The sequence below is a fragment of the Butyrivibrio hungatei NK4A153 genome (assembly GCF_000424465.1).
In the GTDB taxonomy this organism is placed as follows: Bacteria; Bacillota; Clostridia; order Lachnospirales; family Lachnospiraceae; genus Butyrivibrio; species Butyrivibrio hungatei_A.
Map to the genome: position 1 here is coordinate 173612 of NZ_KE384196.1, position 24412 is coordinate 198023.

Annotated in this window: 21 protein-coding genes and 1 riboswitch; all 21 genes read left to right on the forward strand. The window is 42.7% G+C overall.

The annotated features are described in order from the left end of the window. Window positions 1-72: 72 nt before the first annotated feature. The 21 genes from G628_RS0113780 to G628_RS0113880 all read left to right on the forward strand — a co-directional run bounded on the left by G628_RS0113780 (window position 73) and on the right by G628_RS0113880 (window position 24412). Window positions 73-1608 carry an ATP-binding protein gene (locus G628_RS0113780; RefSeq protein WP_027209381.1) on the forward strand — a complete coding sequence of 512 codons (1536 nt, stop codon included), beginning with the start codon at window positions 73-75 and terminating at the stop codon, window positions 1606-1608. Between the two features lie 77 nt (window positions 1609-1685). Beyond that, window positions 1686-1792: riboswitch (TPP riboswitch) on the forward strand. Window positions 1793-1914: 122 nt separating this feature from the next. After that, on the forward strand, window positions 1915-2421 hold the full coding sequence (gene thiW, locus G628_RS0113785; RefSeq protein ID WP_026667232.1) for an energy coupling factor transporter S component ThiW: 507 nt from the start codon (window positions 1915-1917) through the stop codon (window positions 2419-2421). Next, window positions 2418-3203 (forward strand): hydroxyethylthiazole kinase, encoded by a 786-nt coding sequence (gene thiM / locus G628_RS0113790; RefSeq protein WP_026667233.1) that lies wholly within the window; start codon window positions 2418-2420, stop codon window positions 3201-3203. The genes thiW and thiM overlap by 4 nt, the downstream gene beginning before the upstream one ends. Continuing rightward, complete coding sequence (thiE, locus tag G628_RS0113795) at window positions 3194-3826, forward strand: thiamine phosphate synthase (protein WP_026667234.1); 633 nt, start codon at window positions 3194-3196, stop codon at window positions 3824-3826. Before thiM ends, thiE begins: the two co-directional genes overlap by 10 nt. A gap of 88 nt (window positions 3827-3914) precedes the next feature. Then, window positions 3915-4694: a bifunctional hydroxymethylpyrimidine kinase/phosphomethylpyrimidine kinase gene (gene thiD, locus G628_RS0113800; RefSeq protein WP_026667235.1), complete on the forward strand. Its 780-nt coding sequence runs from the start codon at window positions 3915-3917 to the stop codon at window positions 4692-4694. 23 nt (window positions 4695-4717) lie between these two features. Continuing rightward, on the forward strand, window positions 4718-4912 hold the full coding sequence (gene thiS, locus G628_RS0113805) for a sulfur carrier protein ThiS (protein WP_026656874.1): 195 nt from the start codon (window positions 4718-4720) through the stop codon (window positions 4910-4912). A gap of 1 nt (window position 4913) precedes the next feature. Further along, complete coding sequence (gene thiF, locus G628_RS0113810) at window positions 4914-5549, forward strand: thiamine biosynthesis protein ThiF (RefSeq protein WP_026667236.1); 636 nt, start codon at window positions 4914-4916, stop codon at window positions 5547-5549. 89 nt (window positions 5550-5638) lie between these two features. After that, the gene (locus tag G628_RS0113815) at window positions 5639-6406 is read left to right on the forward strand and encodes a thiazole synthase (protein ID WP_027209382.1); all 768 of its coding nucleotides are present in this window, start codon (window positions 5639-5641) and stop codon (window positions 6404-6406) included. A 63-nt stretch (window positions 6407-6469) separates the two neighbouring features. Next, a complete protein-coding gene (gene thiH / locus G628_RS0113820; protein WP_026656877.1) occupies window positions 6470-7723 on the forward strand; it encodes a 2-iminoacetate synthase ThiH in 1254 nt (417 codons plus the stop codon). Window positions 7724-7831: 108 nt separating this feature from the next. Further along, window positions 7832-9139 (forward strand): phosphomethylpyrimidine synthase ThiC, encoded by a 1308-nt coding sequence (thiC, locus tag G628_RS0113825; protein ID WP_027209383.1) that lies wholly within the window; start codon window positions 7832-7834, stop codon window positions 9137-9139. Window positions 9140-9304: 165 nt separating this feature from the next. After that, window positions 9305-11299, forward strand: coding sequence for a 2-isopropylmalate synthase (locus tag G628_RS0113830; RefSeq protein ID WP_026656880.1), 1995 nt, complete (start codon window positions 9305-9307; stop codon window positions 11297-11299). A 21-nt stretch (window positions 11300-11320) separates the two neighbouring features. Further along, on the forward strand, window positions 11321-12418 hold the full coding sequence (locus G628_RS0113835) for a peptidylprolyl isomerase (RefSeq protein WP_026656881.1): 1098 nt from the start codon (window positions 11321-11323) through the stop codon (window positions 12416-12418). 254 nt (window positions 12419-12672) lie between these two features. Then, window positions 12673-13254 carry a hypothetical protein gene (locus G628_RS0113840; protein ID WP_026656882.1) on the forward strand — a complete coding sequence of 194 codons (582 nt, stop codon included), beginning with the start codon at window positions 12673-12675 and terminating at the stop codon, window positions 13252-13254. A gap of 78 nt (window positions 13255-13332) precedes the next feature. Beyond that, entirely contained in the window at window positions 13333-14703 is a 1371-nt protein-coding gene (locus G628_RS0113845; protein ID WP_026667239.1) for an ABC transporter substrate-binding protein, read from the forward strand. Window positions 14704-14810: 107 nt separating this feature from the next. Next, window positions 14811-15725, forward strand: coding sequence for a carbohydrate ABC transporter permease (locus tag G628_RS0113850; RefSeq protein ID WP_051199223.1), 915 nt, complete (start codon window positions 14811-14813; stop codon window positions 15723-15725). Continuing rightward, window positions 15725-16552 (forward strand): carbohydrate ABC transporter permease, encoded by an 828-nt coding sequence (locus G628_RS0113855; protein WP_026656886.1) that lies wholly within the window; start codon window positions 15725-15727, stop codon window positions 16550-16552. The genes G628_RS0113850 and G628_RS0113855 overlap by 1 nt, the downstream gene beginning before the upstream one ends. Window positions 16553-16697: 145 nt before the next feature. Beyond that, window positions 16698-18491: a cache domain-containing sensor histidine kinase gene (locus tag G628_RS18305; protein WP_196803770.1), complete on the forward strand. Its 1794-nt coding sequence runs from the start codon at window positions 16698-16700 to the stop codon at window positions 18489-18491. Next, window positions 18475-19236, forward strand: coding sequence for a response regulator (locus G628_RS0113865; protein ID WP_026667240.1), 762 nt, complete (start codon window positions 18475-18477; stop codon window positions 19234-19236). The genes G628_RS18305 and G628_RS0113865 overlap by 17 nt, the downstream gene beginning before the upstream one ends. Before the next feature lie 242 nt (window positions 19237-19478). Then, window positions 19479-21554: a molecular chaperone HtpG gene (gene htpG / locus G628_RS0113870; RefSeq protein WP_027209384.1), complete on the forward strand. Its 2076-nt coding sequence runs from the start codon at window positions 19479-19481 to the stop codon at window positions 21552-21554. A gap of 78 nt (window positions 21555-21632) precedes the next feature. Continuing rightward, complete coding sequence (locus G628_RS0113875) at window positions 21633-22814, forward strand: esterase/lipase family protein (RefSeq protein WP_026667242.1); 1182 nt, start codon at window positions 21633-21635, stop codon at window positions 22812-22814. A gap of 191 nt (window positions 22815-23005) precedes the next feature. Next, complete coding sequence (locus G628_RS0113880) at window positions 23006-24412, forward strand: ABC transporter substrate-binding protein (protein WP_026656890.1); 1407 nt, start codon at window positions 23006-23008, stop codon at window positions 24410-24412.

Below are 24412 nucleotides of genomic sequence, written 5' to 3' on the forward strand. Positions count from 1 at the left end.
ATGAAATATGCTGCGTAAATTGAAACACGTCTTTTTTAAGATAATTGCATAACAATAGATGAGGGATTGACCATGAACATAAATGAAGCAAAAGAGGAAGTGAAAAATGCCGTTAGGGCATATCTTACGAAAGATGAGAGCGGGCAGTATGAGATTCCCGTAAACAGGCAGAGACCCGTTCTTCTTATGGGACCTCCCGGAATAGGTAAGACTGCGATAATGGAGCAGATTGCGTGGGAGCTTGGAATAGGTCTTGTATCTTATACGATAACTCATCACACGAGGCAGAGCACCATCGGACTTCCGATGATCTCTGAGAAAGAGTATGGTGGGAAGAAGTATTCGGTAACCGAATACACTATGAGCGAGATAATAGCGGCTGTTTACGATCAGATAGAGAAATCCGGGGTAAAAGAGGGAATTCTTTTCCTTGATGAGATAAACTGCGTCTCGGAAACGCTTGCACCTACGATGCTTCAGTTTCTTCAGTACAAGACTTTCGGAACACATAAGCTTCCTGACGGATATATAATTGTGACTGCCGGAAATCCTGCGAAGTATAACAAGTCGGTCAGAGATTTCGATATAGTAACTCTCGACAGAGTGCGTCAGATTGATATTGAAGAGGACTTTGAGGCGTGGAAGGAATATGCATATAAGGCAGGCGTTCACGGTGCGATCCTCGCTTATCTGGAGATTAAAAAAGATAATTTCTACAGCATCAGGACTGAGCTCGAGAAAAGAAGTTTTGTGACCGCAAGAGGCTGGGAGGATTTATCGAGAGTTATCAAGGTTCATGAGAAACTCGGCGTTGTTGTGGATGAGAATCTTGTCAGTCAGTATATTCAGAATGCGGATATTGCTTCTGATTTTGCAACGTATTATGAGCTTTATCACAGGTACAGAGAGCTTTATAAGATTCCCAAGATTCTTGAGGGAGAGGCGTTTGAGGACAGGGATGCCCTTCGAAACGGAAGCTTTGATGAAAAGCTCAGTATTATCGGGCTTCTTACAGATAAACTGATGGAAGAGTTTAGGGACTATGCCAAAGATCAAGCGGTTCAGAAGAGCTTGTTCGTAGTCTTGAAGGAGTTTCTTGGTTGCTGTGAAAAGAATGCCTTAAAAGCCGATGCTGCTTCGGAGTATTTATTGTCAAAAGCCGATGAGGAGCTGGAGATTTTAAAGAAGGATGTCGAGACCGGAATGGTGAGCCGCGATGACGAGAAGTACAGGCGAATTGCGGCAGCAGAGCTAAAGAACTGCGCAGAGATTATTGCCAAGGATTGCGATAAGAATCCTGTCTCAGTGGTGAAAGAGTGGTTCAACAGCAGGGAGCTTTCAAGGAAAAATGCAAGTGAAGTGAGCGGAAGACATCTTACAAACAGCCTTGAATTTATAAATCGCGTGTTTGGCGATGAGGAGTCTCTTTCGGGAAGCCAGGAGATGGTCATTTTTCTTACAGAGCTTTCGAACGCTTACTACAGCCTTAAGTTTGTTCGCGAGACGGGAAATGAAGCGTATTACAAATATAATAAGATACTGCTTTTGAATGACAGGAGGCAGGAGATTAATGAGGAGATTCGGAAGGTTGTGTATGAGCTGGAGTGAGTGAAAAATTAACGGAATCAATTAAGAAAACGCCATATTGTAATTCCATTCATAATGGTGTATAACCATATTTATAAAAATTAAACAGACGGGAGCTTGTATTACAGGCTGAGAGGAAGGTGTGACCTTCGACCGAGAACCTGATTTGGATAATGCCAACGTAGGGATGCCTTGTAGAAATAGGAGATTTATGCGGAAGCTTACCGGACGGGAGCTTCCGCTTTTTTGATGCAAAAAAAGATGCCTCCGCCGGATGCTAAAGCACTATCGTGCATTGATTTTCAGGCCCGTCAAAAGGAGATTGATATGAAAAATCAAAAAGTATTGCTGAAAATGGTTACGCTTGCTATGTTTGTCGCGCTTGGAGTTGTGATTTCTCCGATACTTCGTGTTGAGGGAATGTGCCCTATGGCGCATCTTATCAATATCACGTGCGCTGTGTTTATGGGGCCTGTGTATGCCTTTACATGTGCGGTTTTGATCGGCGTGATAAGAATGACGACGATGGGGATTCCGCCGCTTGCGCTTACGGGTGCGGTGTTTGGCGCGGCTCTTTCCGGAATTTTGTATAAGCTTTCAAAGGGCAAGATTATAGCAGCGGTTATCGGCGAGATTATCGGAACCGGAATTATCGGTGCGATCGTATCATATCCTGTTATGACTTATCTTTGGGGCAAAACTGGGCTAACACTTTTCTTCTATGTCCCTTCATTTATCATGGGAACGCTCATAGGTGGAAGCATTGCGTACCTTCTGCTTAAGAGGCTTGCCGCTACGGGAATGCTTAGAAAGATACAGGATAGCCTTATATGAAAACAAACATCTGCAAACAACTAAAAGAACAATCGCCCCTAATTCACTGCATCACTAACCCAATCTCAATAATGCAGTGTGCCAACGCCGTGCTTCTTCTTGGTGCAAGACCGATAATGGCGGAGCATCCCGATGAAGTTCGTGAGATTACGGCAAGTGCGAAAGCTCTTTTGCTCAACTTCGGAAACGTAACGAGGGACAGGCTTGAGGCGATGGCTGTATCTTATGATGAGGCGATGAAAAAAGAGATGCCTGTCGTGATAGATGCGGTGGGTGTTTCGTGCTCGGAGCTTCGAAGAAACATCGTAAAAAAGATGACAGGTAAAAGAAATCCTAAAGCTCCGATGCTGATAAAAGGCAATTACTCTGAGATACGGGCTCTTTTCGACATCGACTATAAATCATCAGGAGTTGATGCGGATAAGAAGCTCACATTCGAAGAGACAATCAACATCGCCAAGGAACTTGCAAATAACCTTAATGCCATAGTTCTTGCAAGCGGAGAAAAAGACATAGTAACAGACGGCAGCAGAACGGCGGTTATCGAGAACGGAACGAAAAAGCTCGGTAGCATAACCGGAACGGGATGTATGCTCGGAGCAGTGTGCGCAAGTTTTTTTGCGGTAGATACAAGTATTGAAGCGGTTGTGAATGCGACGTCGGCTTTTGGGATAAGCGGAGAGAACGCAGAGGGCAACATGTTCCTGATGCGATTGTTTGACGCTATCGCGGAGATAAATGACGACATCATTGAAGAAAGGAAGAAAGTTACATGGTACTAGACAGAAAGCAGCTTAAGCTCTACCTTGTCACGGACAGCACGGATAAGAGCGACGAAGAATTCCTTAAAGCTCTTGAAGAGGCGATAGAAGGCGGTGTTACCTTTGTCCAGATCAGGGAAAAAAATAAGTCGACAGCGGAGTATATAAATCTCGTAAGTAAGGCGCTTGAAATCACAAGAAAGCACAATGTGCCGCTTATCGTTGATGACAGAGTTGATGTCGTTCTTGCGACAGGCGCAGACGGAGTACATGTCGGAAGAGAGGATATGCCTGTTGAGACGGCAAGAAAGATTCTGGGAAAAGACAAGATAGTTGGCGCAACAACCAAGACTGTCGAGCAGGCACTTGCAGCGTACAAAGCAGGTGCGGATTATCTGGGTGTGGGTGCGATATATCCGACAACGACAAAGGTAAAAACGATTCTTACTTCAACTGAAACTTTAAATGATATCTGCAATGCGGTGCCGATTCCGGCAAATGCGATAGGCGGGCTAAATAAAGACAACCTTGGTGTATTAAAAGGCATTCCGATTGCCGGAATCTGCGTAGTGTCTGCGATCATGAAATCTGAGTCGCCAAGGGAAGCGGCGCAGGGACTTATTAAAGCGATTGAAGAGTTGTGATTATATATAAATGCGAATAAAAGCTATTTATCAATGAAAAATGCAGATTATTGCATATCAGAAATTATACGATCGGGAGAGATTTTCAATGAAAGTAGTTTTATCTATAGCGGGAAGCGACAGTAGCGGCGGAGCCGGCATTCAGGCAGATCTTAAGACAATGACCGCACACAAAGTATACGGAATGACTGCGATAACGGCGCTCACAGCTCAGAACACAACAGGGGTTACGGATATTATGGAGGCAAGTCCCGAGTTCCTTGGGGAGCAGATTGAAGCTTGCCTTAGTGACATTCCGTGCGATGCGGCCAAGATCGGAATGCTTCCGTCTGCAGAGCAGGTTAAGGTGGTGCACGAAAAGCTCACCAAGTATAAGGTAAAAAATCTTGTTGTGGATCCGGTGATGGTTGCTACAAGCGGCAGCAGCCTTATGAAGGATTCGACAGCCGAGGTTATGGCGAGGCTTCTTTTTCCCATAAGTCGTGTTATAACGCCCAACATACCTGAAGCTCAGGCACTTACGGGACTTAAGATAACATCGAGAAAAGATATGGAAAAAGCTGCGGAAGAACTTGGAAATGAGAGCGGATGTGCGGTTCTTTTAAAGGGCGGCCACAGCATAGAAGATGCCAGCGATGTTCTTTATGAGAACGGGAAGCTTACGTGGTTCGAGGGAAAAAGAATTGAGAGCAGCAATACTCACGGAACGGGATGCACACTCTCAAGTGCGATAGCTTCAAACCTTGCACTTGGTTTGAATCTCGAAGATGCTATACGAAATGCAAAAGCATATATCTCTGATGCAATCGCGTCGGGACTTAATCTGGGAAAGGGTTCGGGACCACTTGATCACATGGTGGATTTATGAAATAGGAGTAAGCAGGAGGGTATATGGTCAAAATAAACGGAGAAGAATACCAATATGAAAACAAGCAGCTGACTGCGGTTCTTGAGGAACTTAATTACGACAAGGCCAGGATTGCTGTTGAGATCAATGAAGAAATCGTACCAAAGGTATGTTACGATGCTACTGTTCTTAAGGACGGAGATATCGTAGAAGTTGTGAGCTTTGTGGGAGGTGGCTGATATGACACCGACGAGAGAGGAGTTCCATAATGCGCTCATAGAGCGGCACGGAGCCGAGAATCAAAAGAAATTTGACAAGGCGACAGTGGCAATCTGCGGACTTGGAGGGCTCGGTTCCAATATTGCTATATGCCTTGCAAGAGCGGGAGTTGGAAAGCTGATTCTTATCGACTTTGATAAAGTCGACATAACCAATCTTCACAGGCAACAGTATAAGGCTGCGCAGGTTGGAATGCCAAAGGCACAGGCTCTTTCAGATAATCTGAAAGAAATAAATCCATATATAACCATCGAGACGCATAACACGAAAGTCACAGAAGAAAATGTCATCGAACTTACAAAAGACGCAGACTTAGTCTGCGAGGCATTTGATAAGGCAGAGAACAAAGCAATGCTTGTAAATGCGATACTTGAAAATGCTCCCGAAAAGTACCTTGTATCAAGCTCCGGAATGGCGGGCTTTGGAAGTGCCAATCTTATTAAGACAAAAAAGATCTCGAAAAGGTTCTTTTTATCCGGAGATTCCGTTAGTGACGTAAATGACGGCATAGGATTGATCTCTTCGAGAGTGATGGTGTGTGCAGCACACGAAGCACATATGGCGCTGCGCATATTGATGGGAGAAACGGAAACGTGAATGATTTGATGAGCTGACAAGCCGAGTTTTAGCAGACAATGAAGAATTCAAATCGGCAATATTACAGCACATCGGGTAGGAGAAGGAAAATGACAGAAGACAAACTTATTATCGGAGGAAAAGAATTTAATTCGAGATTCATTCTCGGATCTGGAAAGTACTCGATGAAACTTATCGAGGCTGCAACACGTGATGCGGGCGCTGAGATAATCACGCTTGCAGTAAGACGAACAAATACGAAGGATGAGGAGAACATTCTGGATTTTATTCCCAAGAATGTTACGCTCCTTCCAAATACGAGCGGAGCAAGAGATGCAAAAGAGGCAGTGCGTATAGCCAGACTTGCAAGAGAGCTTGGCTGCGGTGATTTTGTAAAGATCGAGATCATGCGCGATACGAAATATCTTTTGCCCGACAATTATGAAACTATCAAAGCGACGGAGATACTTGCAAAAGAAGGATTTGTGGTAATGCCTTACATGTACCCGGACCTCAATGTTGCGAGAGAACTTAAGGAAGCGGGAGCAGCGTCAATCATGCCGCTTGCTTCACCTATAGGCTCAAATAAGGGACTTGCTACAAAAGAATTTATACAGATCCTTATTGATGAGATAGACCTGCCGATAATTGTTGACGCAGGAATCGGAAGACCCTCGCATGCCTGCGAAGCAATGGAGATGGGAGCTGCCGCGATCATGGCGAACACAGCGCTTGCAACAGCCGGAAATCTGACACTTATGGCATCAGCTTTTAAAGATGCCATTGAAGCCGGAAGAAAGGCATATCTTGCCGGAGTAGGAAGAGTTCTGACAAGAGGCGCCAGCGCTTCCGACCCTCTTACGGGATTCTTGCATTAGTGATGCTGTTATAAAATATTTCGACTTTTGTACAGAATGGACAGCAACACTAAGGAGGAAGATATGGAAAATCATTTTTTGATTGATTCGGATGAATTGTCCGAGGCGGGACTTGAGCGCAAACACAGGATTGAGAACGATCCTTCGTTCAGGACGGATCACATGGCTTATCTGCCCGGAATGGACGTGATCGAATCCGATGTTTGCAAGAATGTAATGGAGCACTTTGAGTCATATGATTACAGCAAGTATACGGCGAAAGATGTCAGAAGAGCGCTTGATAGCGAGAGATGTTCGATTGAAGATTTCAAAGCACTTCTTTCACCTGCGGCGGAGCCTTTTCTTGAGCAGATGGCTGAGAAAGCACAGCGCGAGACGAGCAAGCACTTTGGGAATACGGTATATCTTTTTACCCCGATATATATTGCAAATTATTGCGAGAACTACTGCGTTTACTGCGGATTCAACTGCTATAACAGGATTAAAAGAATGAAGCTGTCATACGAGCAGATTGAACACGAAATGAAGGTCATCGCAGACAGCGGAATGGAAGAAATCCTGATTCTTACGGGAGAGAGCCCCGCCAATTCGGATATTGAGTATATCGGAGAGGCATGTAAGATCGCGAGGAAGTATTTCCGAATGGTCGGAATTGAGATTTATCCCGTGAATGTCAAAGACTATAAGTATCTTCATGAATGCGGCGTCGATTATGTCACTGTATTTCAGGAAACTTATGATACAGTCAGATATGAACAGCTGCATCTTATGGGCAACAAGAGAGTCTGGCCGTATAGGTTCGATGCACAGGAGAGGGCACTTATGGGCGGCATGCGCGGCGTAGCTTTTTCTGCGCTTTTGGGGCTTTCGGATTTCAGGAAAGATGCGCTTGCTTCGGCGCTTCATGTATATTTTTTGCAAAGAAAATATCCTTATGCCGAGATGTCTTTGTCATGCCCAAGGCTTCGTCCCATCATCAACAACGAGACCATAAATCCGCTTGATGTAGGCGAGAGACAGCTTTGCCAGATACTTTGCGCATACAGGATATTCCTGCCGTTTTGCGGAATAACGGTTTCGTCGAGAGAAACGGCGGAATTTAGAAACGGCATAGTGAAGATTGCGGCAACCAAGGTTTCTGCAGGAGTTTCGACGGGAATCGGTGACCACGAACAGAAGTATTCGGGAAAAGAAAAAGGCGAAGAAGCCGGAGATGAGCAGTTTGAAATATCGGACGGACGAAGCCTTAACAGAATGTATAAGGATATTGAAAGCGAAGGGCTTCAGCCGGTTTACAACGACTACGTATACGTATGATATAGAATCGTGAGAACTTTGAAGAAACGGGGCAATTCGAATATCAAACATGGAAAAATCAGTTTATTACACCATAAATATAAAAAATCAGAATAGGAGAAGGTTTTAATGAGAGAGTATTCAACACAGATGGAGGCGGCACGCAAAGGAATCGTGACCAAGGAGATGGAGGCGGTTGCCAAGAAAGAGTATCGTGATACTGAGTTCATAAGAGCACTTGTTGCGGAAGGAAAGATTGCGATTCCCGCAAATAAGAATCACAAATGTATCGATCCTGAGGGCGTTGGTTCAATGCTCAGAACTAAGATCAACGTAAACCTTGGTGTATCAAGAGATTGCAAGGATTATGATATCGAGATGGAAAAGGTTATGGCCGCTGTAAACATGGGTGCTGAGGCTATTATGGACCTTTCAAGCCACGGAAATACACAGCCTTTCAGAAAAAAGCTTACAGAATCATGCCCTGCAATGATCGGAACGGTTCCCGTATATGACAGTGTTATTCACTATCAGAGGGATCTTGCTGAGCTTACGGCTAAGGATTTCATCGATGTTGTAAGACTTCATGCTGAGGACGGAGTTGACTTTGTCACACTTCACTGCGGAATTACAAGAAAGACGATTGAGCAGATCAAGAAGCACAAGAGAAAAATGAATATCGTATCAAGAGGTGGTTCTCTTGTATTTGCATGGATGTGTATGACGGGTAACGAGAATCCTTTTTATGAGTATTATGATGAAATTCTTGAGATCTGCAGAGAGTATGACGTTACAATCTCACTCGGAGATGCGTGCAGACCCGGATGCCTTGCGGATGCGAGCGATGTTTGCCAGATAGAGGAACTTGTAAGGCTCGGCGAGCTTACCAAGAGAGCTTGGGAAAAAGATGTTCAGGTAATGGTTGAAGGTCCCGGACACATGCCTATGGATCAGATAGAAGCCAACATGAAGATTCAGAACACAATCTGTATGGGAGCTCCTTTCTATGTACTTGGCCCTCTTGTTACGGATATTGCACCAGGATACGATCACATCACATCCGCTATCGGAGGAGCTATCGCTGCAGCATCGGGAGCAGCGTTCCTTTGCTACGTTACACCCGCTGAACACCTTGCACTTCCAAATGTCGACGACGTTAAGCAGGGAATCATTGCTTCCAAGATTGCAGCTCACGCAGCTGATATTGCAAAGAAGATTCCTCATGCAATGGATGTGGACAACAAGATGGGTGATGCGAGAAGAGTGCTTGACTGGGATAAGCAGTGGGAGTGCGCACTTGATCCCGAGACTGCAAAGAAGATAAGAGACGAAAGGTCTCCCGAGTTTGACGATACATGCTCAATGTGCGGTAAGTTCTGTGCGGTACGAAGCATGAACAAAGCTCTTAACGGAGAGTATATTGATATATTGGGATAAAAACTGAAAAGTATAGCGACATGGCAAAAAACATCAAGTAAAATGATTAATTTTGCCATGTTTTATTTGTGAAAAAATGTGATATCATAATATCCATCAACAAAACTGAGATATTTTAATTCGATTATGATAAAAAATATCAAGAAATCAAGGAGCAGATGAATAATGGATAATTGTCAGAAGTATCAGTGTCAGTACTATATGCCTCCTAAGGCAACATACAATTGGGTAACAAAGGATCATATCGAGACTCCCCCCATTTGGTGCAGTGTTGACTTAAGAGACGGAAATCAGGCGCTTATTGAGCCTATGAGTCTTGAGGAGAAGCTTGAATTCTTCACAATGCTTGTTAAGCTCGGCTTCAAGGAGATTGAGATTGGTTTCCCTGCAGCTTCTGTTACAGAATATGAATTTGCGAGAACTTTGATTGAGAGAAATATGATTCCTGATGATGTTACGGTTCAGGTTCTTACACAGGCAAGAGAACATATTATCAAGAGAACATTTGAGGCTGTAAAGGGGGCTCCAAGAGCCATCATCCATCTTTATAACTCAACTTCCGTAGCACAGCGTGAGCAGGTGTTCAAAAAGGATAAGGATGAGGTCAAGAAGATCGCTGTTGAAGGAGCAAAGCTTCTCGATAAGCTCGCAAAAGAGACTGAAGGAAACTTCTCTTTTGAATACTCACCCGAAAGCTTCCCCGGAACAGAGGTTGATTACGCTGTTGAAGTATGTAACGCTGTTCTTGATGTGTGGAAGCCCACAAAAGAAAACAAGGTAATAATCAACATTCCTACAACTGTTGAGAATGCAATGCCTCACGTTTTTGCTACACAGGTTGAGTATATTCACAATTCACTTAAGTATCGTGATGCGGTAACTCTTTCTCTTCACCCTCATAATGACAGAGGAACCGGCGTCGGTGATGCGGAGCTCGGATGTCTTGCGGGGGCTGACAGAATTGAGGGAACTCTTTTCGGAAACGGTGAGAGAACAGGTAACGTTGATATCGTTACACTTGCCCTTAATATGTATTCGCACGGTGTAGATCCGGGGCTTGATTTTTCACACCTTCCACAGGTCGGTGAGACATATGAGAAACTTACAAGAATGCGTATTTACGAGAGACAGCCTTATGCAGGACAGCTTGTCTTTACTGCATTTTCAGGTTCTCACCAGGATGCGATCTCCAAGGGATTCAACTGGCATGAACTTAAGAAAGACAACGGAATCTGGTCGGTTCCTTATCTTCCCATCGATCCCAAGGATATCGGAAGAGAGTACGACGGAGACGTTATCAGAATCAACAGCCAGTCAGGAAAAGGTGGCGTAAGCTATATTCTTAAGAATAATTATGGTATGATGGTTCCCAGAGAAATGCAGGAAGATGTCAGCTACACGATCAAAGACATTTCCGACAGAGAGCATGCGGAGCTTTCTCCCATGCGTATCTATCAGATCTTTGAGGATAAGTACGTTCACAACAATCATGTATTTAAGATTGATGAATGTCACTTCAAGCAGAAAGAGGGAATACTTGCAGAGGTTAAGTTAGATCATCTTGACGCCCAGCAGGTTGTTGAGGCAAACGGAAACGGACGTCTTGACGCTGTAAGTAATGCCATCAAGCAGTACTTTGGAATAAAATACGAGCTTTCAACATATGAGGAGCACGCTCTTTCAAGAGGTTCTTCATCCAAGGCATGTACATATGTCGGAATCACCGTTGAAGGCAAGAAGTACTGGGGAGTTGGAATTGACGAGGATATTATCAAATCTTCAATTAACGCTCTTGTTGTTGCCGTTAACCAGCTTGATGCCGTTAAGAACAACAAGGATGTGAGAGATGTGAGGATCAACGCGATCATGAATTATATTCAGGAGAATTATCTCACTATCACACTTGAAGATCTGTCCAAGCAGTTCTTCCTTTCAAAGCCTTATTTGTCCAAGTTCATCAAAGACAAGTCGGGAATGACTTTCGGTGAGAATGTAAAGCAGATAAGACTTAACAAGGCAAGTACTCTTTTGAGAAACGGAAACATGAAGGTCGAGAAAGTAGCTGAGGCATCCGGATACCAGAACGTTGAACATTTTAATCGTCTCTTTAAAGAGAGATTCGGAATGACTCCCGTTCAGTATCGTTGCAGCGAAAAATAAAGATCGGATCAGGAAAAAAGAGTGGAAAACAAAAGGCAGAGCGGTAGACTTAACAATAAAAAAATTGCAAAAAGAATTGCGGCAACAGTCGCCGCCTGTTCCTTAGTTTTTATAACAGGATGCGGATCATCCGAAAAGCCTGTAAAGATAGTTTTTACCACGGGTTTTGCAAAGGATGAAGTATTCAGGATAGAAGATTCGGTGTGCACCCTCAAGGAGGCCAAGGCATATCTCATAAATACCCAGGAGGGTTATGAGGCAAGCTTTGGAGAAGAGATATGGGGGCGCGAGACCGGAAGCGAGACTGTCGAGGACAGGTTAAAAGACTCTGTTCTTGCGAAGATTGCTCAGATTAAGACAATGGATATTCTGGCAGCGGATAACGGAATTGTGCTTGATGACAAAGAGAACAAAAAAGCTGAAGAAGCAGCGGCTGAGTATTATGCTACACTTTCAGAAGCCGATATTGCGGCTATGGATGGAATAACGCAGGAAGATATTGCGGGCATATACAAGGATCAGGCTCTTGCAGACAAGCTTTACAACGATATCATCAAAGATATAAATCCGGAGATAAGCGATGACGAAGCCAGAACGATAACGATTGAGCAGATTTTGATAAAGACGTATTCGCTTGACGCTAACGGAAATAAGGTAGAATTCAATGAGGCCGACAAGGCGGCAGCCAAGTCTAAAGCTGACGGTATATACAGACGGATTAAAGACGAGGGAGCAAGTTTCGAAGAACTTATGCTTGAATATAACGAGTCCGATAAATCGGAACTCTCTTTTGGAAAAGGCGGCGAACAACCCGATTATGAGAGCGTTGCGTTTAATCTCGGAGGCGGTGAGGTGAGCGGTGTCTTTGCGACAAGTGAAGGTTATGCGATAATCAAGTGCATCAGCAAATTCAATCTTGAGGAAACCGAAGCCAATAAGGTTAAGATCGTTCAGGAGAGAAAACGTGAAGTTTTCGGTGAGAAGTATGACAGCTTTGTCGCGACACTGAACAAACAGCTCAACGAAAAGCTTTGGAGCAGCGTAACTGTAGGCAAGGATCCCGAAGTTACCGCTAAGGGACTTATGGAAGTCTATCAGAAATATTTCTCGAAAAAGTGATAATTTAACAGAAGTGTCAAAATGACGTATGATTTTTACTTTGGTAAGAATCATACGTCTATTTTTATCCATTTTAGACAAAATGGAAGCGCTACCAATGGCAATATGCACAAATAAAACATGAAAAATCTATGATTTATGGTCAAGAAGTAAAAAAAGTGCTTGATGAAGTAAAAAAAATATGTTCAGAATATTTACTTAATCGTTTATATTATTATCAGTAGTATCAAAATTACACCGAGGTGATGATAAGCATGAAAAATTTAAAAAAGACTTCTATTATACTTGCTTTGATTATGGTGATGCTTATCCCCACAGGTTGCGGTTCCGCAAACAAAATTGAATCCTGGGCAAAGGATTATGAGCCGAGTGAAGAGTATCTTGCTCTTTATGATGACGGAAAGGCTGTTTGCGAAGGTAAGAATTATACATATGTTAAGGATGATGACAGTATCACCCTTACCGATAAAGATGGTAATTCGATAGAACACAGATACTACATGGATAATGAAAAAATGGTTTTTTATATAGCATCGGTTTATGACTATCAGGATGAAGGGGATCCTGATGGAATTGTTGGGAATTGGGCTTGCGGTAATAATGTTTTCAGATTTTTACCCGCGCCTAAATTGGAGTTTAGTGAGGAGGATGCTTTCTATGGCCACTATTCAGTGGATGAAGCAAATTCCAGTGTGAAACTTATGTATGATGCACCTATTCCGGATGCGACTTTCTATTATTCTTTGGACGGCAAGAAACTTACAATCGATTATCCCTGGCCTTTAGTTAAGACTCAGGAGAAAGACACGACCAAGAAGGATGAGGGTACAACGTAATCGAAACGCATGGCGCGTTTACGATAGATCATGGCAGTAAGACTGCCAAAAACCATTATTAAGAAGGAGAGGTATGAAATGGAGAAGAAGCGTTTAGTTTCAATGTTATTGGCGGGCGTAATGACTCTTTCTCTTGTTGGATGCGGAGATACAGCTTCAGCACCTGCAGAATCAGGTGACAACGGTGCAGCTGCAGCAACAGAGGCAGGAGCAGACGCAGGAGCAGATGCAGGAGCAGAAGCAAGTGCAGCAGGTGCTGGATTGGATGACAGCACACCTATTACTCTTAACATGTGGTGTATCGCTACAGAGAGTGATTCAAACCGTAAGTCTTACGAGACAGCTATTAAGGAGATGGAGACAAACCATCCAAATGTTACTTTGAACTGGGAAGCTTTTGAGAACGAGTCTTACAAGACAAAGATCAAAGCTGCAGTATCAGCAAACGAAATGCCTGACATTTTCTTTACATGGTCATGTGCATTCCTTGGTGATTTCGTAAGCGCAGGAAAGGTACAGTGCCTTGACGAAGCATACGAGAAGTATAAGAACGAGCTTCCTGAAGCTATGCTTAAGAACACAACATTTGACGGAAAACACTACGGTGTTCCGCTTACAATGAATATTGTAGGTCTTTTCGCTAACATGGATATCCTCAAAGAAGCAGGATATGATGAGATTCCCGGAACTTATGAAGATTTCATTAAGTGCTGTGATGCTCTTAAGGCTAAGGGCAAGATTCCTTTCGGATGTGCAGGTAAGGAAACATGGTGCGTAACTGAGTATCTTGAGTCTATCATCGAGAAGAGCGCAGGTGCTTCTACACTTGATGCTATCTTCGCAGGAACTGATTCATGGAACAATCAGGACGTTGCTGATGCCGTTGATACATTCCAGAAGCTCATCAAAGACGGATACTTCGATCCTTCAGGAATCGGTCTTTCAAACGACGAAGTTAAGGCTAACTTCATGGCAGGCAAGTACGCATTCTACATGAATGGTACATGGAACTGTGCAGACTTTGCAGCAAATGCAGACTTCTTACCTAAGGTTAAGGTTGGTGAGTTCCCTGTAATCAACGCTGACAAGTCAAAGCTTGGCCAGCTCATCGGTGGACCTTCTGATACACTTGCAGTTGCAGCTTCATCACCTAACGCTGCAGCAGCTGCTGATTACACATTCGAGCTTGGTAAGCTTATCTGCCACTACGGTTACCTTGATGGTTGCGGACTTCCTGCATGGACACCTTACGGTGACACAAGTTCTGTAAATCCTCTTACACAGGCTGTTGCAGATATCGTTCAGAAGTCTGATTACATGGTTCTCTTCGGAGATACAGCTATGGCAGCAGATAAGGCTCAGACATACCTTTCATATGTTGATCAGGTTTATGGATGCCAGATCGATGGAAAAGGATTCATCGAAGGTCTTGCTAAGGATATTAAGTAATTCTTTTTTGAAGAGTTTGTTAATCTAAATTGATTTTATTTTGGTTCTTCCTGTGCTTCCAATGGGAAGCATAGGGGGAACCGTATTTTGTTGGAAGGTTATTTTGTATGGAAAGAGATAAGAGTGCGTTAAATCAGAAGAGGAATAAGGAGTTGAAAAAGGGACTGGCAGTCTTTGTATTTCTGCTTCCCGGATTACTTTTATTCGTTAGTATTTTAATTGCTCCCATTGCAGTTTCTTTGTACAAAAGTTTGTTTGACTGGAATGGGTTTACGGAAGGAACATTCATAGGATTAGCCAACTATCAAGAGCTGTTCACAAACGGATCTATTAAGTTCATGATCTCATTGAAGAACTCGCTTATATTGGCACTATTTTCAGTATTTATACAGTTACCGCTTGCATTGTTGCTTGCACTTATACTTGGAAGAAAACCTAAGGGCGAGCGTTTCTACCTTACAGTTTTCTTTATGCCCGTGCTTATTTCAACTGTTGTTATCGGTCAGCTCTGGCTTAAGATTTACAACCCTGATTACGGTATTTTGAACAGATTCCTTGGAGCAATCCATTTGGAGAGTTTGCAGCATATTTGGGTCGGTGATCCCAAGACTGCTCTTGGAAGTATCGTTGTTCCCACAATCTGGCAGTATGTCGGTTATCACATGCTTCTTATGTATGCGGGAGTTAAAGGTGTTTCACCCGACCTTAGAGAAGCAGCAATGATTGACGGCGCTACAAAGTGGCAGACAGACAGATTCATTGTTATCCCGATCATTAAGCCTATTATCAGAGTAAGTGTTATCTTCGCTGTTACAGGTTCACTTAAGACATACGACCTTGTTCGTATCCTGACAGACGGAGGTCCTTATCAGACAACCGAAGTTCCGAGTACATTGCTCGAATATATGTTGTTCTTGAGAAACAGATACGGAATGGGAAGTACGATCTCTGTAATGCTTATTGCTCTGTGCTTCGCGTTTGCGTTACTAATTAGTGCTGCATTTAAGGAAAAGGATAAGTAATGATGGTAGGTAAGAAAAAAACATTTGTATATATACTTTTGGTTATCTGGTCGATAATCAATTTATTCCCGATATATTTCATGTTTACATTCTCTCTTAAGGGAAATGATGAGATTTTCGGAGAAAATATCATAGGACTTCCCAAGCATTGGTTGTGGTCCAACTATAGCTCAGCTTTGAGCACCGGAAATATGGCGTTGTACTTTGTAAACAGTTTACTTGTTACAGCGATTTCAATAGGTATTTCAATTATTGCCGCAATGATGGCAACATATGCGCTTACACGTATTAAGTGGAAACTCAGTAAGATCACAAATGCATTCTTTATGCTTGGACTTACAATTCCGCTTCAGGCTTCAATCGTTCCTGTATACGTAGTGCTTTCAAAGCTTCACTGGCTCAATAAGTATTCAACACTTATTGTTCCTTACTCAGCTTTCACACTTTCAATGTCGATTCTTATTTGTACGGGATTCATGGTAGATATTCCGTATGACCTTGATGAGGCTGCGATTATCGACGGATGTGGTCTTTTCGGAACATTCTTTAAGATCATCATGCCGCTTATGAAGCCTGCTCTTTCAACAGTAGGTATCTATGCATACCTTCAGTGCTGGAACGAGTTCATGTTTGCGAACGTATTCATTTCAGATCAGAAGCACAGAACATTGCCTGTAGGTATTAAGGCTTTGTCAGGTGCGTACACAACTGATTGGGGCCCGATCGGTGCGGCTCTTGTAATCGCAACATTCCCGACACTTATTGCTTATGTATTCTTAAGCAGAAGGATTCAGGACAGCTTCATTGCCGGCGCGGTTAAGGGTTGATGTGAGCTTATAATTTAATATTGAATTTCGAGACTCGGCATCTTATGATGGCGAGTCTTTTTGCTAATAGAACGAAAAAATGGTATCTTTTTATAGAGCGTTTATTGATATTTATATTTTTCAATATGAAATTATTAATATTGGTATGGGAAAAAATATGATCGATCAGGTTGGGGATAAGTTAAAAAAAACTACGCTTTCGTCAAGCTTTAGAAGCACCATGATTGGCATTGTAATGATAGTTTTTGTGTCTTTTTTGATCTCGACATATATCATTACGGAAAAAGAACGCAAAGCATATGTAATAAGAGAATCAGAAAGTGTGCTTAAAGCTCTTTCCAATAATATAAGTTCCGATCTTAAGAACTATATGGATGTTTCGAGGCTTGTTATAACGGACAGAAGACTTGTTACCTTTCTTAAAGCGGATTTAAGTGCTGTCGATGAAAATATGACAAATGATGCCAGATACGGAATGATGGATATATTGAACGCGGCAGAAGGCGTGGATTCTGTTATGGCATTTAGAGAAGACGAGAAAATGGTCTCAACCAACAGAATTTCCTATGAGTATGATGATACGCTTATGAATTCGAGGGAGTGGAGAGATACCATATATTCCAACGAAGGAAGAGCAACCGTTACTTTGAATTGTGGCGGTGTTGCGAGGAGAATCGACGATAAGCCGCTGGTTACGATTGAGAGGGCGATAAATGACATAAATTCGCAGAAGCGTATCGGAATAATGATGATGAACATATCGTCAAATGTTTTTCAGGATATGCTCAATAAGCTTCGCTATGATAATATTTGTATCCTTGGTGCAGATGGATGCTTTATCGCAGGAAACGAGGGATATTTGAATTATTACAGTCCCGGATTTGCGGTTGGCGGGATAAAGAATAAGAATATCAAAGTAGATAACAAGCGCATGCTTTTATCGGCATGCTGTGTTGATAATTATCCGATCGTTATAATGAGAGTATCGAAGTATGGAACCGAGGGCATACCGTATGGAATCTTGTATGTGCTGATGGTTCTTTTGCTCGTGTTTGTAGTTTTGGCGGTTCACATGGGAATCTTTATCAAGACCGATATAACGGATCCAATATACAAGCTTTCCGAATCAATGGAAAAAAATAAGAGGACGGGTGACCTTAAGACTATTGATATTGATATGCCTTCAAGCGAGCTTGAAATGCTTAAGGACGATTACAATAATCTTATCGATCACGTCAACGAGCTTATCGGTACTTTGATCGAAAAGGAGAAGACTCTTCAGCGAGCTGAGATGAGAGTCTTGCAGGAACAGATCAAGCCGCATTTTTTGTACAATTCTCTTGAAACAATAGGTTTTCTTGCACTAGATGCGGGAGCGGTCAAGGTGCACGATTCACTTGAGGTACTCGGAAGTTTTTACAGAAATTTCCTGAGCAAGGGAGACAGGGTTATACCTCTTTCAAGGGAAGTGCAGATAGTTAAGGATTACCTGGCGCTTCAGAAGTTGCGCTACGGAGATATTTTTGAAGATGAGTATGATATAGATGAAAAGACCAATAAGTTTATTCTGCCAAAGCTGATACTTCAGCCGCTTGTGGAAAACAGTATATATCATGGCATCAGGATGAAAGGTGAGAAGGGAAGTATTAAAATAAGTTCTAAGCTTGAAGATGGTTTTCTTCATTTGAAAGTTCGTGACACAGGTGTTGGAATGACACAGGATCAGATTGACAAGATCTTGCACTCAGACAGAAATTTTAAAGGAGAGATTGAGGGCGAGAGTTTCGGGCTGTGGGGAACCATTGAAAGAATCAGGATTTATTGCGGAAGTAACGATGTTGTCAGGATTGACAGCGAAGTAGGGGAATACACGGAGATAGAGTTTATTATCTCGGAAGAAATGGCAATAAGGGGCGTAAGTGATGGACAGAAAATATAGGGTTATGATAATAGATGATGAGGAGTCGGCTCGGAAGCTTATGCGTGCAGCGATAAATTGGGGAGAGCTGGGCATGGAAGTTGTCGGAGAAGCGGCAAGCGGCATAGAAGCAATAAATGTTATTGACGACCTTAAGCCGGATATAGCATTTGTTGATATTTCAATGCCTTTCATGGACGGAATAGAATTTACCCAGACTGCGACGGGGCGATATCCGAATCTTGTAATAATAATAATGACTGCGATAAACCAGTTCGAGTATGCAAGGAGATGTGTGAGTCTTCCGGTATTTGACTATATGCTTAAGCCTATGGTCAGAACAGAGATCACAAAGGTCCTTGAGAGGGCAAAAAAGATGCTTGATGCATCAAACGATACATGGGAAGAACCAAAGAGCGAACCTGTTGTATTGTCTGCAGAAGAGAACAATACGACCGAACTGATAAAAAAATACGTTGAGGACAACTTTGCCGATTCAAAGCTAAATCTCGCATACATAGCACAACACTTTGGTTTTAGTGCAAGTTATCTCTCACGAAAATTCAAGCAGGAGACCGGCAGCAACTTCATCGAATACCTCACAGACCTTCGCATGAAAAAAGCCATGCAGATAGCCAGAGCCAACGTTAAGATGTATCAGGCTGCCGCCGAAGTCGGCATTCCCGATCCCAACTACTTCAGCCGCTGTTTCAAAAAATACGCCGGAATGAGCTACTCCGAGTACGTCTCCTCCAAATACGAATAAACTAAGTGCATCGTTCACAGCATCGCCATTTACAGACTGCCACACATGCATCTGTGCGGCGGTGCCTGTGTGGCAGGCTGTAAATGGCGAGGATTGAATCGATGCAGGCTTGTTAGCACTCATGTTTGGTGAGTGCTAATTTTTTATTGACTTTTGCGAGTGGGGGAATTAAACTTTTATTTGTACGGTGGAGGGAGACTGAGACTGTGCATATACTGAAATGATGCAAAGGAGTGAGAGTTATGGCTTCAAAAAAAGGTAATCTTTCAATCAATAGCGAGAATATGTTTCCGATAATAAAGAAATGGCTTTATTCGGATCATGACATTTTTTACAGGGAAGTAATTTCAAATGCCTGTGATGCGGTTACGAAGATCCGCAAGATGGATATGATGGGCGAGTATGAACTTCCTGAAGGTTTTAAGCCCCGTGTTGATGTGGTGCTCAATGATAAAGATAAGACTATTAAGATTACGGATAACGGAATCGGTATGACAGCCGAGGAAGTTGAAGAGTATATCAATCAGGTGGCTTTTTCGGGAGCGACCGATTTCCTTAACAAGTATAAAGATAAAGCTAATGCAGATCAGATCATAGGACATTTCGGACTTGGTTTCTACTCAACATTTATGGTGTCTGATTCTGTTGATATCGATACACTTTCATATAAGTCAGATGCAGCGTCTGTTCACTGGACATGCGACGGCGGCTCTGATTTTGAGATGTCTGACGGAGAAAAGAAGGAGGTAGGAACTACAATTACCTTACATCTGTCGGATGACTGCCTTGAGTTCTGCAATGAGTACAAGGCAAGAGAAGTTATAGAAAAATACTGCTCATTCATGCCTTATGACATTTATCTTTCAAGAGAGAATGAAGAGGGAACAGAGACAATCAAGGCAAGCGAGAAGCTTGATTCGGATGTTGTGATAGAAGAAGTACATCCCGAGAAGAAAGAGGGCGAGGACAAAGAGCCTGAGCTCGAGTACAAGATTAAGAGAAGACCTCAGCTTCTTAACGATACACATCCCCTTTGGGCTAAGACTCCCAAGGATTGTACAAATGAGGAGTATCTTGAGTTCTACAGAAAGGTGTTCCGCGATTATAAGGAGCCTCTTTTCTGGATCCACCTTAACATGGATTATCCGTTTAACTTAAAGGGTATCCTTTATTTCCCTAAGATCAACATGGAGTTTGAGTCAATCGAGGGAACAATCAAGCTTTACAATAACCAGGTATTTATTGCGGACAACATCAAGGAAGTTATTCCTGAGTATCTCATGCTCTTAAAGGGTGTGATCGACTGTCCCGACCTTCCGCTTAACGTGTCAAGAAGTGCGCTTCAGAACGACGGATTTGTAAAGAAGATCTCGGAGTACATCAGCAAGAAGGTTGCTGAAAAGCTTGCCGGACTTTGCAAGACAGACAAAGAGAACTATGACAAATATTGGGATGATATCAGTCCTTTCATCAAATATGGTTGCCTTAAGGATGACAAGTTCTGTGAGAAGATGAACGATTACATCCTCTTTAAGAACCTTGACGGTAAGTATCTCACACTTCCCGAAGCTCTTCAGATCAACAAAGAGGCTGAGGACGAGGCTAAGAAAGAGGAAGCTGTGGATGAAAACGGAAATAAGGTTGAAGCAGAAGTTGTTGACGATAAGGCCGAAGACAAGAAGGATGAGAAAGAGGAAAAAGAGCCTCGTATCATCTACTACGTAACAGATGAGCAGCAGCAGAGCCAGTACATCAAGATGTTCAAGGCTCAGAAGATGGAAGCTTTCGTAATGAAGCACAACATCGATACTCCTTTCATGCAGCAGCTTGAGAGCAAGAATGAGGGAATCAGCTTTAAGAGAATCGATGCCGATCTTACAGATACATTTAAGAGTAAGACATCCAAGAAAGCTGCAAAAGAGCTTGAAGAGAAGGAAAAAGAGATTTCTGAAAAGCTCAAGAAAGCTCTTAAGAATGATAAGCTTGTTGTTAAGCTTGAAAAGCTTAAGGATAAGAAAATGTCTTCAATGCTTACTGTTTCAGAGGAATCAAGACGTCTTGCCGATATGATGAAGATGTATGCGATGAACGGAATGTCCATGGGAGATTTCGGCGCATCGGAAGGTCAGACACTTATTCTTAATGCAAATCATCCTCTTGTTCAGTATGTGATGGACAATAAGGATGAGAAGAATACAGAGATGATCTGTGAACAGCTCTATGATCTTGCAAGGATCCAGAATGCGCCTCTTGACGCTGAGTCAATGACTAAGTTTGTTGAGAGAAGCAATGAGATTATGTTGATTCTTGCTAAATAATAATGTTGATGGTTTAAGGTTTGATGCACTGTTTATGCTAAGTCATAGACAGTGCATGAATTATAATGGGGATTGCATATGAAAAGAATTCGCAACTGTAGGATAGGTAACATTATTTTGAAGATTTTCTTGATAAGTACGCTGGCTTTTGCCTGCTATTATTTGAGAGATCTTTTTCAAAGTCCGTTTGGGTTCAGCGGATTCAGGGACAATCCATCGATTTTTGTCGTAAAAATACTTCTGATAATTACTGTAGAATCGATCCTTTTCTGGACCGGAATAATTCTGGTTTACATAAATTGCAGACAGCTTGGAGTTAAATGGAGAGCACTTGGTATCTTTTTTGGAATGATACCGATACTCAATCTGATAATGCTGGGTAAGATCATTAAGACTGCAGATGATGAAGTTAGATTTGAATCTGCGAAGATGAAGATAGATGCTGAAAGAAAAGCTGATAAGATATGCAAGACAAAGTATCCCATCCTGTTGGTTCACGGGGTTTTCTTCAGAGACTTTGAACACCTTAATTACTGGGGAAGAGTGCCGCAGGAGCTTATTGATAACGGTGCGACCATTTTTTACGGAGAGCACAACAGTGCGTCTACTGTCGAAAAGAGCGGCGAAGAACTTGCAAAGAGGATCAAGGAGATAAAAGCGCAGACAGGATGTGAGAAGGTCAATGTCATAGCTCATTCAAAGGGCGGACTTGATATGAGATATGCTATCACGAAGTGCGGAGCGTATGAGGATGTGGCATCTCTTACAACTATCAATACTCCTCACAGAGGATGCGAATTTGCGGATTACCTTCTTGAGAAGATCCCCGAAGCACAAAAGCTTACCGTTGCAAGAGCCTACAATGCAGGTGCTGCCACATTCGGCGATGTGAATCCCGATTTTATCGGCGCTGTTACGGACCTTACTCATAAGGCTTGCGAGAAGCGAAATGAGGAACTTCCCGACAGAGAAGAAGTTTACTATCAGTCTGTGGGATCGATTCAAACAAGACCGACGGCAGGCAGATTTCCGCTTAATATGTCATATCTTCTGGTTAAGTATTTTGACGGAAAAAACGACGGACTTGTGGGAGAGAGTTCTTTTCCCTGGGGCAGTGATTTCAAGATGCTTGAACCTAAAGGAAAAAGAGGAATATCTCATGGCGATATGATTGACCTTAACCGCGAAAACATTAAGGATTTCGATGTCAGGGAATTCTATGTAAACCTCGTAGAGGATCTGAGATTAAAAGGATTTTGAAACAATCCTATATTCATATAGCGAAAAGCCGGGCGTAAAAGCTCGGCTTTTCCTTGTCTAAAGCAACATTTCGACTGTTCATAAAAGAAAAAACGGAATATAATACTAATAAGATTTTGTTTTTCGTTCTTTTTATCATTGTTCAATGGTTTTTTTCACATCTTTTTTATATTCATACGGAGGACAGGCTTATGAAAAGAAATGCGATGGGGTTAATACTTACATTGGCGATGACAGCAGGTCTTATTGCCGGATGTAACGGAAATGTGGCTGATACCATGCTTACAAAAAGTCCCGAAGGGGAAAACACCGCAGCAGAGGATGTTCAGGTAGTCACTGTGTGGAGTGACAATGCTCATGAACAGTCTGTGAGAGATGCTCAGATCGAGGAGTTCAACAATACGATAGGTAAGCAGGAAGGCATCAGGATTGATTATACGGTGTACGGCTCGGATTATTCCGATGTTATCAATGTGGCGCTTATGGCAAATGACGGACCGGATCTGTTCAGACCTTCATCCAATACCTTCGCTAAATATGTTGCTGCGGGATATGCCGTTCCGATATCTGAACTTGACGGTAGCAATACGCTTCTTTCCAAGTATGATGAGGACGATCTTCTTATAGGCGATCAGATATTTGGAGGCAAAGTATATACGCTTCCTTACAGTCTTCAGTCATATAAGATGATCATAAATAAAGATCTTTTTGATAAAGCCGGAATAAACGTGTATCCCAAAACATGGGATGATGTAAGAAAAGATGCAAAGCTGATCACGGATGTTTCAAACGGCGATGCATATGGATATTTTCTCGCACTTCAGAGCGGATGGACGCTCGATCATTATATTTACAGTGTTTCTTCCGCTTCTTTGGGACACTTTGGATATGATGCCGTAAGCGGAACATACAGGTATTCCGACGGTCTTCCCATTATCGAGAATATACTCGGAATGATCGAGGACGGAAGTGTTTTCCCCGGATATGAAAATATGGATGCGGATACCGCAAGAGCGCAGTTCGCTGCAGGCAAGGTCGGTATCGCTATGGCGGCGAGCTTTGACGTTGCGGTATATACAGAGCAGTTCCCCGCAGAATGTAATTGGGTTGTCTGCGATCCGCCGGCAATTGACAGTTCGGGATATGGGTATAAAGAGATGGTAACGCCGGTAGATCTTTTGGCTGTTGCAAAGAAATCGCTCGACGCAAAAGATACTTCAAAGATTGCCCGTGTTCTTGAGTGGTTCTATGCGGATGAAAATCTTGTTGAAATGTATGAGAAGGGAATGTACCTTCCTTACAGAAAAGAAGTGCTTGATATGGCAGCGGATTCTGAGGTAAAAGGCTGGAAAGAATTTGTTACGTTCCGGGGAAATCAGTTTATCATCCGAATGGCAGATCCTAAGGGTGTTATATCCTATGAGGGACTTTCGGCGAGGGAGACGCTTACAAAGCTCTTTTCCGGAGGATATTCGGAAGATGCGGCGACAGTGCTGCAAGAGCTGGATATGAGACTAAACAGTGGGCTGGCTCAGCTTGACGATGAGACCATAAATGAGTATGTTGCACCTCCGAACTATAAAGTTGAAAGAGATTAA

Bases quoted from the DNA above. Each gene is read 5' to 3' on its own strand.
- G628_RS0113780 (WP_027209381.1), top strand. From the start codon at position 73: ATGAACATAAATGAAGCAAAAGAGGAAGTGAAAAATGCCGTTAGGGCA.
- thiW (WP_026667232.1), top strand. From the start codon at position 1,915: ATGAAAAATCAAAAAGTATTGCTGAAAATGGTTACGCTTGCTATGTTT.
- thiM (WP_026667233.1), top strand. From the start codon at position 2,418: ATGAAAACAAACATCTGCAAACAACTAAAAGAACAATCGCCCCTAATT.
- thiE (WP_026667234.1), top strand. From the start codon at position 3,194: ATGGTACTAGACAGAAAGCAGCTTAAGCTCTACCTTGTCACGGACAGC.
- thiD (WP_026667235.1), top strand. From the start codon at position 3,915: ATGAAAGTAGTTTTATCTATAGCGGGAAGCGACAGTAGCGGCGGAGCC.
- thiS (WP_026656874.1), top strand. From the start codon at position 4,718: ATGGTCAAAATAAACGGAGAAGAATACCAATATGAAAACAAGCAGCTG.
- thiF (WP_026667236.1), top strand. From the start codon at position 4,914: ATGACACCGACGAGAGAGGAGTTCCATAATGCGCTCATAGAGCGGCAC.
- G628_RS0113815 (WP_027209382.1), top strand. From the start codon at position 5,639: ATGACAGAAGACAAACTTATTATCGGAGGAAAAGAATTTAATTCGAGA.
- thiH (WP_026656877.1), top strand. From the start codon at position 6,470: ATGGAAAATCATTTTTTGATTGATTCGGATGAATTGTCCGAGGCGGGA.
- thiC (WP_027209383.1), top strand. From the start codon at position 7,832: ATGAGAGAGTATTCAACACAGATGGAGGCGGCACGCAAAGGAATCGTG.
- G628_RS0113830 (WP_026656880.1), top strand. From the start codon at position 9,305: ATGGATAATTGTCAGAAGTATCAGTGTCAGTACTATATGCCTCCTAAG.
- G628_RS0113840 (WP_026656882.1), top strand. From the start codon at position 12,673: ATGAAAAATTTAAAAAAGACTTCTATTATACTTGCTTTGATTATGGTG.
- G628_RS0113845 (WP_026667239.1), top strand. From the start codon at position 13,333: ATGGAGAAGAAGCGTTTAGTTTCAATGTTATTGGCGGGCGTAATGACT.
- G628_RS0113850 (WP_051199223.1), top strand. From the start codon at position 14,811: ATGGAAAGAGATAAGAGTGCGTTAAATCAGAAGAGGAATAAGGAGTTG.
- G628_RS0113855 (WP_026656886.1), top strand. From the start codon at position 15,725: ATGATGGTAGGTAAGAAAAAAACATTTGTATATATACTTTTGGTTATC.
- G628_RS18305 (WP_196803770.1), top strand. From the start codon at position 16,698: ATGGGAAAAAATATGATCGATCAGGTTGGGGATAAGTTAAAAAAAACT.
- G628_RS0113865 (WP_026667240.1), top strand. From the start codon at position 18,475: ATGGACAGAAAATATAGGGTTATGATAATAGATGATGAGGAGTCGGCT.
- htpG (WP_027209384.1), top strand. From the start codon at position 19,479: ATGGCTTCAAAAAAAGGTAATCTTTCAATCAATAGCGAGAATATGTTT.
- G628_RS0113875 (WP_026667242.1), top strand. From the start codon at position 21,633: ATGAAAAGAATTCGCAACTGTAGGATAGGTAACATTATTTTGAAGATT.
- G628_RS0113880 (WP_026656890.1), top strand. From the start codon at position 23,006: ATGAAAAGAAATGCGATGGGGTTAATACTTACATTGGCGATGACAGCA.